This is a genomic window from Streptomyces milbemycinicus, from assembly GCF_002154605.1.
GTDB classification, from domain to species: domain Bacteria; phylum Actinomycetota; class Actinomycetes; order Streptomycetales; family Streptomycetaceae; genus Streptomyces; species Streptomyces milbemycinicus.
Window position 1 is genome coordinate 1 of the sequence record NZ_MUNE01000737.1, and the last position, 10,285, is coordinate 10,285.

Annotated in this window: 15 protein-coding genes and 1 pseudogene; 7 read left to right on the forward strand and 9 right to left on the reverse strand. The window is 68.8% G+C overall.

The window, feature by feature from the left end; genetic code table 11:
* Positions 1–67: 67 nt before the first annotated feature.
* From CCN51_RS44445 to CCN51_RS44455, 3 genes are all read right to left on the reverse strand, one after another.
* Positions 68–706, reverse strand: coding sequence for a class F sortase (locus CCN51_RS44445; RefSeq protein ID WP_014176580.1), 639 nt, complete (start codon positions 704–706; stop codon positions 68–70).
* Positions 703–1,089, reverse strand: coding sequence for a hypothetical protein (locus CCN51_RS44450; RefSeq protein WP_014176579.1), 387 nt, complete (start codon positions 1,087–1,089; stop codon positions 703–705). The genes CCN51_RS44445 and CCN51_RS44450 overlap by 4 nt, the downstream gene beginning before the upstream one ends.
* A 141-nt stretch (positions 1,090–1,230) precedes the next feature.
* Positions 1,231–1,662: an ArsI/CadI family heavy metal resistance metalloenzyme gene (locus CCN51_RS44455; RefSeq protein WP_014176578.1), complete on the reverse strand. Its 432-nt coding sequence runs from the start codon at positions 1,660–1,662 to the stop codon at positions 1,231–1,233.
* Between the two features lie 88 nt (positions 1,663–1,750).
* Between CCN51_RS44455 and CCN51_RS44460 the strand changes: the two genes are divergently transcribed.
* Genes CCN51_RS44460 through CCN51_RS44470 form a run of 3 tightly spaced genes read left to right on the forward strand, consistent with a single transcriptional unit; the run spans position 1,751 to position 3,326 of the window.
* Entirely contained in the window at positions 1,751–2,164 is a 414-nt protein-coding gene (locus CCN51_RS44460; protein WP_055413936.1) for an ArsR/SmtB family transcription factor, read from the forward strand.
* Positions 2,161–2,907, forward strand: coding sequence for an aquaporin (locus tag CCN51_RS44465; protein WP_014176576.1), 747 nt, complete (start codon positions 2,161–2,163; stop codon positions 2,905–2,907). The genes CCN51_RS44460 and CCN51_RS44465 overlap by 4 nt, the downstream gene beginning before the upstream one ends.
* Positions 2,907–3,326 carry an arsenate reductase ArsC gene (locus CCN51_RS44470; protein ID WP_043486831.1) on the forward strand — a complete coding sequence of 140 codons (420 nt, stop codon included), beginning with the start codon at positions 2,907–2,909 and terminating at the stop codon, positions 3,324–3,326. The genes CCN51_RS44465 and CCN51_RS44470 overlap by 1 nt, the downstream gene beginning before the upstream one ends.
* A gap of 6 nt (positions 3,327–3,332) precedes the next feature.
* Here CCN51_RS44470 and CCN51_RS44475 read toward each other — a convergent pair whose 3' ends face one another.
* The gene (locus CCN51_RS44475; protein ID WP_014176574.1) at positions 3,333–3,533 is read right to left on the reverse strand and encodes a DUF397 domain-containing protein; all 201 of its coding nucleotides are present in this window, start codon (positions 3,531–3,533) and stop codon (positions 3,333–3,335) included.
* A 1-nt stretch (position 3,534) separates the two neighbouring features.
* Positions 3,535–4,395, reverse strand: coding sequence for a helix-turn-helix domain-containing protein (locus CCN51_RS44480; RefSeq protein WP_043486828.1), 861 nt, complete (start codon positions 4,393–4,395; stop codon positions 3,535–3,537).
* A 151-nt stretch (positions 4,396–4,546) separates the two neighbouring features.
* Here CCN51_RS44480 and CCN51_RS44485 point away from each other — a divergent pair, with 151 nt between their 5' ends.
* Positions 4,547–5,056, forward strand: a complete 510-nt coding sequence (locus CCN51_RS44485; protein WP_014176572.1) for an ATP-binding protein — start codon at positions 4,547–4,549, stop codon at positions 5,054–5,056.
* Positions 5,057–5,283: 227 nt separating this feature from the next.
* Here the strand turns inward: CCN51_RS44485 and CCN51_RS44490 are convergent, their stop codons facing one another.
* Together CCN51_RS44490 and tnpA are read right to left on the reverse strand one after the other, a co-directional pair.
* The gene (locus tag CCN51_RS44490) at positions 5,284–6,051 is read right to left on the reverse strand and encodes an MBL fold metallo-hydrolase (protein ID WP_014176571.1); all 768 of its coding nucleotides are present in this window, start codon (positions 6,049–6,051) and stop codon (positions 5,284–5,286) included.
* 87 nt (positions 6,052–6,138) lie between these two features.
* Positions 6,139–6,549 (reverse strand): annotated as a pseudogene (tnpA, locus tag CCN51_RS44495) (IS200/IS605 family transposase); the annotation flags it as partial.
* Positions 6,550–6,572: 23 nt separating this feature from the next.
* Here tnpA and CCN51_RS44500 point away from each other — a divergent pair.
* The gene (locus CCN51_RS44500; protein WP_014176569.1) at positions 6,573–7,799 is read left to right on the forward strand and encodes an RNA-guided endonuclease InsQ/TnpB family protein; all 1,227 of its coding nucleotides are present in this window, start codon (positions 6,573–6,575) and stop codon (positions 7,797–7,799) included.
* A gap of 13 nt (positions 7,800–7,812) precedes the next feature.
* On the opposite strand, the gene CCN51_RS44505 is transcribed toward CCN51_RS44500, so the two are convergent.
* Positions 7,813–8,235 carry a winged helix-turn-helix transcriptional regulator gene (locus CCN51_RS44505; protein WP_014176568.1) on the reverse strand — a complete coding sequence of 141 codons (423 nt, stop codon included), beginning with the start codon at positions 8,233–8,235 and terminating at the stop codon, positions 7,813–7,815.
* Positions 8,236–8,321: 86 nt separating this feature from the next.
* Between CCN51_RS44505 and CCN51_RS44510 the strand changes: the two genes are divergently transcribed.
* Positions 8,322–9,137, forward strand: a complete 816-nt coding sequence (locus CCN51_RS44510) for an NAD(P)H-binding protein (protein WP_014176567.1) — start codon at positions 8,322–8,324, stop codon at positions 9,135–9,137.
* 33 nt (positions 9,138–9,170) lie between these two features.
* On the opposite strand, the gene CCN51_RS44515 is transcribed toward CCN51_RS44510, so the two are convergent.
* Positions 9,171–9,761: a TetR/AcrR family transcriptional regulator gene (locus tag CCN51_RS44515; RefSeq protein WP_014176566.1), complete on the reverse strand. Its 591-nt coding sequence runs from the start codon at positions 9,759–9,761 to the stop codon at positions 9,171–9,173.
* A 116-nt stretch (positions 9,762–9,877) separates the two neighbouring features.
* Here CCN51_RS44515 and CCN51_RS44520 point away from each other — a divergent pair.
* Positions 9,878–10,285 (forward strand): nuclear transport factor 2 family protein (locus CCN51_RS44520; RefSeq protein ID WP_086860868.1); only part of this gene is annotated, 408 nt, incomplete at its 3' end.

Below are 10,285 nucleotides of genomic sequence, written 5' to 3' on the forward strand. Positions count from 1 at the left end.
ACCCCCCACTGGATCCCGGGCCGACGGAACGTACGTTCCAAAAGCCCGGGATCCAGTGGGGGGTGGGTCAGGGGTTGGTGGAGCTCAGCGTGGCGAAGACGATCACGTTGTCGCGGTACGCGTCGCCGCTACGGGGGCCACCACATGTGATCAGCCGCAGTTCCGGGCGGTCCACGTTCCCGTAGACGGCGTCTGCCGGGAAGTCCGCCTTGGCGACCGTCCGTACGGCGCTCACAGTGAACCCCGCTGTCTTGCCGTTCTCCAGGCGCGCCTCGATCCGGTCGCCCCGGTGCAGCCGCGAGAGGTGACGGAAGACCCCGTCCCCGTAGGCGCCGACCGTGACATGGCCGAGGATGACCGACGGGCCGACCTGCCCCGGCGTCGGCGAGTGCCGGTACCAGCCCGCCCGGTCGTGCGCCGCGATCGGCGGCACCTGCACGGTGCCGTCCGCCGCCAACCCCAGCCGCATGACCGGGGTGTCCACCCCGATGGCCGGGATCAGCAGCCTGACCGGCACCGAACGCCCAAGGGCACGCGCCGCCTTCACGGGGTTCGAGGAAGGCGGTGGCGCACTCCCGGAGCGCCCGCCGGTCCGTGCGTCCTGCGCGTCCTGCGTGGCCTGTTTGGCCTGGTGGCCGCCGCCGCACCCCACGAGCAGCGAGGCCATCGCCGCAGTGGCGAACGCACGCCTGGAGACCAGGGTCATGCCCCGGTCGCCCGCCGGCGACGTACGACGAACACCGCCGCGCCACCCGCGACGAGCACCCCGGCGGCGCCGCCGCCGATCAGCCCGGCACCGACCCCGGAATCCGAGGACTCCTCCGCCACCCCGGTGTTCGGCGCGCCCTTCGGCACTGCGCGGACCTGGGGGTCGGCCGGCTTCTGGCGCGATTCGTCGCGGGGAGTCGGGACGGCGGTGGCGGGCGCGGCGGTTTCCGGGGTCTTGGTCGGCTCCTCGCGGGGGGACGGGACGCTGGTGGCCGGGGTCTTGCTCGGGACCGGGGTCGCCTCGTCGGCGAACGCGGGCACCGTGCTCGCCAGCACGGCGGTGCACGCGAGTGCCACGGCACTGAGGACGGTTCGGCGCATGGGATCGCTCTCTCTCGTCGGTCCGCCCGGCCGGTACGGGTACGCGGCGGGCTGAGTTACGGATCGAGCGGAGAGACGAGGGGGCGGTGGGGCGGGTTGTAAAGAGAAGGCAAAGTGTCTCACGCCACTGCGGGGCGCGGGTCAACTGGCACAGGCGGTGCCGCAGCACGCCTCGGGGGCGCCTTCCGCGCTCTTGCCGAGGGAATCGGCGTCGGCCTTGACGACGTAGACCTCCCACGGCTCCTTGCCGGGGCCGGTCACCCACACCTTGTCCTGCAGCGCGTAGCAGCAGGAGGTGTTGCTCTCCTCGAAGGTGGCCAGGCCCGTCTCCTTCAGCCGCTCGGTGGCGGCGGTGACTTCCTGGGTGTCGGCGACTTCGACGCCCAGGTGGTCCAGGCGGGTCTCCTCACCGGTCGCGCCCTCGATCAGGACCAGCTTGAGCGGGGGCTCTGCGATGGCGAAGTTGGCGTAGCCCTCGCGGCGCTTGGCGGGCTCGGCGCCGAAGAGCTTGGAGTAGAAGGCGATCGAGCCTTCCAGGTCGGCGACGCGCAGGGCGAGCTGGATGCGGGACATGGCGGTTTCCCCTCCGGGGCCTGTTTTGATGGATGTCTATGCAGTCTCGAGGTTGCCTGCTTGATTAGGCAGCTGTCAATATAGAGAAATGTCAAAGCAAGCTGATCTGCCGCTGCTCGACCAAGACGGGGCGTGCTGTGTGCCGATGGTCCGCGAGCCGCTGGGCGAGGAGGCCGCGGCCGAGCTGGCGCGGATGTTCAAGGCGCTGTCCGACCCGGTCCGGCTGCGGCTGCTGTCGCTGATCGCCTCGTACGAGGGCGGCGAGGCGTGCGTATGCGACCTCACCGGCCCGTTCGACGTCTCCCAGCCGACGATCTCCCACCACCTGAAGGTGTTGCGCGAGGCCGGTCTGGTCGGCTCGGAGCGCCGTGGGACATGGGTGTACTACTGGGTGCTCCCCGCGGCCCTGGCGAAGCTGTCCGCCCTGCTCCAGGCCGGGGCCGTGCCCGCGGGGGCCGTGCCCGCGGGGGCCGGGGCCGTGCCCGCCGAGGCCGGGGCGTGAGCGCCGCGGTGCCGCTGCCGCGGCGCGTGGGCGCCGAGGCAGTCGGTACGGCGACCCTGGTCGCGGTGGTGGTCGGCTCCGGCATCCAGGCCACCGAGCTGACCCGCGACGTCGGCGTGCAGCTACTGGCCAACTCCCTGGCCACGGTCTTCGGCCTTGGCGTGCTGATCGTGCTGCTGGGGCCGGTGTCCGGGGCGCACTTCAACCCGGTGGTCTCCCTCGCCGCCTGGTGGACCGGCCGCCGGACCCGCGACGGCCTGAGCCTGCGGGAGCTGGCCGCGTACCTGGCCGCCCAGACCGCCGGGGCAGTCGGCGGCGCGGTGCTCGCGGATGCGATGTTCGGTCGGCCGCTGGTGAAGTGGTCCACTCACGACCGATTCGCCGGACACCTGTGGCTGGCCGAGGCGGTGGCCACCGCCGGGCTGATCTGGCTCGTCTTCGGCCTGGCCCGTGTCGGCCGGGCGCACCTGGCTCCGGTCGCGGTCGCTGCTTACATCGGCTCGGCGTACTGGTTCACCTCGTCCACCAGCTTCGCCAACCCGGCGGTGACCATCGGGCGGGCGTTCACCGACACCTTCGCCGGTATCGCCCCCGCCTCCGTCGCCCCGTTCCTCGCCGCGCAGCTGTGCGGCGCCGTGCTCGGTCTGGGGCTGGTCGCCGTCAACTTCGGTCGCCCGGCCCCGGCCCCGGCCCCCGAGGGCATCGTCGTTTCCCGCCCCGCTGAAGAAAGTGCCCTGAGCTGATGAGTGCTCCTGCCGTTCCCTCCGTGCTGTTCGTCTGTGTGCACAACGCGGGCCGGTCCCAGATGGCTGCCGCCTTCCTCACCCACCTCGCCGCGGGCCGCGTCCAGGTCCGCTCGGCCGGTTCCGCTCCCGCCGACGCGGTGAACCCGGCCGTTGTGGAAGCCATGCGCGAGGTCGGTATCGACATCTCCGCCGAGACGCCGAAGGTCCTCACGGTGGAGGCGGTGCAGTCGTCCGACGTGGTGATCACCATGGGCTGCGGGGACGCCTGCCCGTACTTCCCCGGCAAGCGGTACCTGGACTGGACGCTCGACGACCCCGCCGGTCAGGGCGTCGAAGCCGTCCGCCCGATCCGGGACGGGATCGAGCAGCGCATCCGTGGCCTGCTCGCCGAGCTCGGTGTTCCGGTGGCGGTGTGATGCGCCTTACGCCTTGCCGAGGTGGTCGAGGTGGCCCGCCTTGGCGCTGCGTATGAGGGCGCGCAGGGTGGTGGGGGTGGTGGTGAGGATGGTGTCGGGGTCGTCGCTCTCGCGGAGCCGGATCGTGGCGTCGTCGGTCGAAGAGATGTAGAGGCAGGCGTTGCCCTGGGCGCTGTACGAGGACTTCTGCCAATCGCGGACGGACATCTCATTCCCCTTTCAGGGTGCGGATGATGGTCTGGATGAGGTCACGCGACTTGCGCTCCGTGAGGGCGACCGTCTCCATGCGGTCCAACACGACGCGGTACCCCTCCAGTTGGGCGGGAGCATCCAGCAGTTCGGAGCCATGCTCCGTATCGAACTGCACGGTGTCCAGTTGTGGGACGGGACCGACTGCGTAGAGGATCGACTGTCCTGAGCCGGGGAAGGACCCGGCCTCGAAAGGAATCACCAGCACCTTGATGTGGGCGTGTTCGCTCATCTCGAGGATGTGCTGCAACTGCCCGCGCGCGGTTTCCGGTCCACCGAAGCGCATCCGCAGGGCGGCCTCGTGGACGATCGCCGTATACGGGGTGGGCCTGTCCCGATACAGAACCGCCTGCCGTTTGACCCGATGCGAGACATGGTGCTCTACGTCCGGTGGAGACAGCGGCGGTACGGCCTGCCGGAAGATCTCACGGGCGTGATCGATGGTCTGCAGCAGGCCCGGCATGTGTGCGACGTAGGCCGTGCGCAGCGCTACGGCGTGGTGCTCCAGTTCGGCCAGGTCGAGCAATCCGGCATGCAGGGTCTCCCGGTACTCCTCCCACCACCCTCGCCTCCGCTCCGCCGCCATGTCGATGAGTGCCGTGATCAGTGCGTCGTCCGCGCAGCGGTAGTTGCGTGCCAGCGCGCGCAAGCGATCCGCGCTCACACCCAACCGGCTGGCCTCGATGTTGCTGATCGTCGTCTGGTTGGTGCCGAGCAGGCGCCCGGCCTCGGTCGACGACATTCCGGCACGCTCACGAAGTCTGCGTAGTTCAGTGCCGAGGCGCAGTTGACGTGCAGTGGGAAGACTTCTCATGGGCATCTGCCGATTCTCTCTACTCACCTGCAACAGGCGTGTCACTCACACGAGTGGAATCTGAAGTCCTTTTCAGGCAACGGTGAATACCTTAACCGGCAGGGGCTACGGTGTGAGCCCGGACACAGTCAACTCCACCTCCAGACGGGAGACTTCCGTGCCCACCGTAGCCCCGGACACCCCGGAAAACCCCGAAAACCCCTGGTCGTACTCCCTCCGACTGCCCCACGACCCCCGCGCCGCCGCCATCGCACGCACCACCCTCCGGGCGGTCCTCGCCCGCCACGACATGGGCGAACTCTCCGACCCGGCAACCCTGGTGACCAGCGAAATGGTCACCAACGCCTACCGTCACACCACCGGCCCGGCGGAGATGCGCATCCGGGCCGTTGAAGAGGGCCGCCTCCGCGTCAGCATCTGGGACACCAACCCCGACATCCCGCCGCCCTTCGACAAGCCCCCTGCGCTCTTCGACCGCTCGGCCGCCCTTGCCGAAGCCGCAGCGAACACCGAGGCCACGTACGGGCGCGGGCTGCTCATCGTGCGGATCTGTGCGGACAACTGGGGCGGTTACGCCCTCGCCGACGAGCTCTTCGGGATCAGCGGCAAGCTGCTCTGGTTCGAACTCGCGCCGACGCCCTGCGATGCCTTCGACATCGCGGCTTGAGCGCTGCACCGGCGGACGGGATCAGCCCTCCCCCCCCGCCCCCTCTCAGAAAAACGCTTGATGTAGAGCAAGCATTTTTTTGAGAGGGGGTGGGTGGAGGGCCCGAACCGGACCGGCGTCTCCCGGTCTCGGCGGAGCCGGCTCGAACATCGAGGCCACGTAGGGGCGCGGGCTGCTCATCGTGCGGATCTGCGCGGACAACTGGGTCGGCTCACGGCGCAAGCGAGTCAGCCGACCACAAACGTTGCGCCGGGCGCGGCGTAGTCGACGGGACCGGTGAAACGGGCCGAGGCCCGGGTCACCGCCTGCTGCGGGGTGAGGAAGCGGCCGACATGCGTGACGATCAACCGTCCCGCCCCGGCCGCGCGGGCCGTGTCGCCCGTGTCTTCGGGTGTGTGGTGCACCTGTTCCCCCGAGCTTGGCCGCTCCGCGCTCTCGGCCTCGCACAGCAGCACATCGCACCCCTCGGCCAGGCTGGTGAGGCTGGGGCACGGGGCGGTGTCCCCGGAGTAGACCAGCGACCTGCCGTCGGCCTCGGCACGCAGGGCGAAGGCCGGGATGCCGTGTGCCACCGCGCGGCTGGTGAGGGTGAGCGCGCCGATGCGCACCTGGTGTCCGTCGTGCAGTTCGTCGATGGCGAAGGCGGACTCGACCGGGCTGCGCTCGGCTGTGTTGGTGAGGAAGTGCGCGAGCCGGTCGGCGATACCCGGCGGGCCGTACAGGGGGATGGGTGCGGCGAGCTGGATGTCCGCGAAGAGCGCGCCGTAGTAGGCGGTGAGCAGGTCCGCGCTGTGGTCGGCGTGCAGATGTGAGATCCAGATCGCGTCCAGCTCGTCCAGCCGGACATGACGTTGCAGCGGGGACAGCGTTCCGGTGCCCGCGTCCACCCATATGTGGGTGTCGCCACTGGTTACGAGGTAGCCGGAGCAGGGATTGTCGACACTCGGGTACGGCGTGGCGCAGCCGAGGACGGTGAGACGCAGTTCTGCGGACATGGTTTACCGATCATCTTGCGTGAAAGCCTCGGCCTTCAGGCCGGGGATGAAACGCATCTTAGGACTGCTCTGACTTGCAGGTTGGAGGGGATGTTGCTGCTGCTCGATGTACTGGCGGATGATCGCGCGTGGCGCTCCTCCGCATGAGGCGGAGAAATAGGACGGCGACCACAGGCGTCCGTGCATGATGGCGCGGTTCATGGCTCCGGTGTACTCGCGTCGCAGGTAGCGGGCAGAGACGCCCTTGAGGCTGTTGACCAGTTTGGAGACGGCGATCTTCGGCGGGTAGTGCACCAGCAGGTGCACATGATCGCATTCGCCGTTGAACTCCTTGAGGTCCGCCTCGAAGTCCTGGCACACGTTCCGCATGATTTCTTCGCAGCACGTCAGCATCTCATCGTTGAACACTCCACGCCGATACTTGGTCACAAAGACAAAATGAACGTGCATCGCTGAAATTACATGCCTGCCACGGCGAAAGTCGCCCTCACCATCCATGAGACCAAAGTACGATCGCGTTCGTGCAGCTCCGCTATAACTACCGGGTCTACCCGGATGCCCCGCAGCGCCGCGCGCTGGCACGTGCGTTCGGGTGCGCGCGTGTGGTGTGGAACGACTGCCTGCGCGACCGGAAGGAAGCACACACGGCGGGACTGCCCTATGTGACGTCGGCCGAACTGTCCCGGCGCCGCATCACCCAGGCCAAGCACACCGAAGAACGCGCCTGGCTCACCGACGTATCGGCGGTCGTGCTGCAGCAGTCCCTGCGGGACCTGGATGCCGCCTACAAGAACTTCTTCGACTCCCTCAAGGGCAAACGCCAAGGCCGCAAGGTCGCGCAGCCTCGCTATAAGTCGAAGAAGGACACCCGGCAGTCCATCCGCCTGAACACCAACGCCTTCTCCCTTCAGGACAATGGCGCGGTGTATGTGGCCAAGGTCGGCACCATCAAGGTCAAGTGGTCCAGGCCGCTGCCGGCCGCGCCCACTTCAGTGACCGTCACCAAGGACTGTGCGGGACGCTACTTCATGAGCTTCGTGGTGGACACCGCACCGGATATCCTTCCCGAGCTGGATACCGAGGTCGGCATCGACCTTGGTCTGTCCACCTTCGCGGTGCTCTCCGACGGCACCCGCGTCCGCTCCCCGAAATTCCTGCGCCGCGCGGAGAAGAAGCTCAAGCAGTTGCAGAAGGACCTCAGCCGGAAGGCCAGGGGGTCGAAGAACCGGGCCAAGGCACGTATTCGGGTCGCGCGGCAGCACGCCCGGGTGGCCGACCGCCGCCGGGACTGGCATCACAAGGTATCCACACAGATCATTCGCGACAACCAAGCGGTGTATGTGGAAGACCTTGCGGTGTCCGGCCTCGGGCGCACCCGGCTGGCCAAGTCCGTGCACGATGCCGGGTGGTCGGCGTTCGTGAACATGCTCGAGTACAAGGCGATCAAGTGCGGCCGGTACTTCGGGAAGATTGGACGCTTCGAGCCGACCTCGCAGGTCTGCTCGGCATGTGGCGTCAAGGACGGCCCTAAGCCCTTGCACGTCCGGGAATGGATGTGCAAGGAGTGCGGTACCGTCCACGACCGCGACGACAACGCCTCGAAGAACACCCTGGCCGCCGGACGGGCGGACAGGCTAAACGCCTCGCAGAGCGCAGGTAAGACCAGGACGAAAGTCCCGGCACAGCGCGTTGAAGCAGGAAGCCACCCAGACGGTCACACGACCGTGGCAGGAATCCCCGGACTTTAGGCCGGGGAGCACGTCAACGCATGTCGTGATCGGGGTGCTTGTGGTCGTACTCGCTTCGGGCTTCGGCGATGACGGATCGGTGGGCCAGGGACCACTCGGCGAGCGCCTTGACCAGGTGGGTGAGGCTCGCGCCGGTTTCGGTGAGGCGGTAGTCGACCTGGGCCGGGACCGTGGGGTACACGGTGCGCAGGACGAGCCCGTCGCGCTCCAGTCTGCGCACCGTGAGGGTCAGCATGCGCTGGGAGATGCCGTCGATCGCGCGTTGCAGTTCTCGGAAGCGCCGTGGCCCACCGGCGAGCTCGACGATGACGAGGACCGACCACTTGTCGCCGACCCGGTCCAGTACGTCCCGGATGCCGCAGTCGGGGTGGTCCTTCTGGCCGCAGGGGCTGAGTTCGGCGGGCCCAGGGGTTACACCGGTGTGCGTGGGTGACATCAAAGTGCCTTCTTGTGGCCGATTTGCGGGCGGGTCAGGATCCGATCGTAGTTACTGAAGAGAACCACGAAGGAGACTGCGGCCCCATGATCTTGGTGACCGGCGTGAACGGAAGCCTCGGCTCACTCACCCTCGCGGCGCTGCGTGCCCGCGGTGTGGAGGCGATCGGCGGCAGCCGTACGCCCGGCGAAGGAGTACGGCTCCTCGACTTCGACCAGCCGTCCGGTATCGGCCTGACCGGTGTCTCGACGCTCGTGCTGGTCTCCGCGGGCTACGCGGAGGACGATCAGGTGATCCGCCGGCATGCGGCCGTGCTGGACGCCGCCGCCCGCGACGGCGTCCAGCACGTCATCTACACGAGCCTGACCGGCGCCGGTGACCACCTTGGCTTTGCACTGGCGCATCGCTCAACGGAGCGACTGGTCAGAGGCAGTGGCTTGGGCTGGACGATCCTGCGCAACGGCCTGTACGCCGAGCTTTTCGGCGCCCTCTTGATGTGGAACGGCGATGCGGTGGAGTCCGCGTTCGGTGAGGGCGCGCTGTCCGCCGTGGCTCGTGAGGACCTGGCCGACGTGGCGGCGGTCGTCGCAGGCGATCCGGAGCGGCACAGTGAGCGCGTCTATGACCTCGTCGGCGCGCCGATCACGGCGCCCGTTGTCGCCGATGGCCTTGGAGTGGCCCACCGCACCATCGGATTGGGCGAATACCGGCGCAGGCTCCTGGACGCCCCTGGGCTGTTGCCGTTCCAGCCGCCGATGCTCTCCTCGATCGCCACCAGCATCCGCCACGGCTTCCTGGAGAACACCGGTACGGATCTTCAAGCCCTGCTCGACCGCCCTTCACGCGACCCGCTCGCCGTCGCTGTCGCCGCCGCGGGCGCCGCGCGCCCGGGTCCGAGCTGAACGGCATGGCTCACCGCCGCGGCGCCGGGCCTGTCAGCCCGGCTCCTCGGGGGCGGCCCCGCGGGGGAGCAGGCAGTCGAAGACCATGTCCGCCAGCCTCCCGGGCCGGTCGCGTTCGCCGCGCCGGCGCCCGGCGACCAGTGCGCCCACGACGACGGCCTGTACATCGGCCGCGTCCACGTCCTTCCGTACCGCCCCCGCCGCTTGGGCGCGGGTGAGCAGCGCGTCGAACAGCTCGCGCAGATCCGCCGCCAGGCCCTCGGTTTCGGCGCTCATGCGCCCGCCCGCTCCCGTGATCGCTTCGGTCAGGTCCTGCTTCGCGTCGGCTTCCGCGGTCATCTTGGTGAGGAACGCGAAGAACGCCGGCCCTGCGGCTGTGTCCGCCAGGGCTCCGCGGGCTTCGTGCGTCAACCGCTCCAGGTGCTCGCGGACGACCGCCTCGAACAGCGCCTCCTTGGTGGGGAAGTGGCGGTGGACCGTGCCCGGTCCGACCCCGGCCCGGCGGGCGATCTCGTCCAGTGGGATCGCGATGCCCTCGGTGGCGAAGGCATCGCGGGCCGCGCGCAGGATGCGCTCCCTGTTCCGTCGTGCGTCGGCGCGCAGTGGCCGCCCTTCGGTGCTCAAGCTCGAGTGCCTTTCCGTACGGAGGAGTTGATCCCGGTGGCAAACGGGGCGGTCGCCCCGTATATTCGATCCATGAACCGGGGCGAGCGCCCCGGTTTTCTGGAGGGGAGTCTGCCATGACCGCTGCCACCACCGCATACGAGGTCGTCAACCGCCTCCTCCGCCTCACCGCTGAAGGGCCCAGCGAGGCGATGGCCGACGTGTTCGCCGCCGACTCCGTCTTCGAGATGCCCTACCTGCCGCCGGGCGTGCCCGAGCAGGAGCCGGGGCGCGAGGCCTTCCGGGTCCACCTGCGGGAAGGCGCGAAGATGCAGAAGTTCGATGGGATCGACCACGTCAGCGTGCACGCGACGGACGATCCCGAGCTCATCGTCGCGGAGTACCGCCTCCACGGGTGCGTCCTGGCCACCGGGAAGCGGTTCGCCTACGACATTGTGACGTTCGCCCGGGTCCGCGACGGTCTGATCACCTGGCACCGCACCTACTCCAACCCGCTCGCTGCCGCGATCGCCTTCGACGCGGCC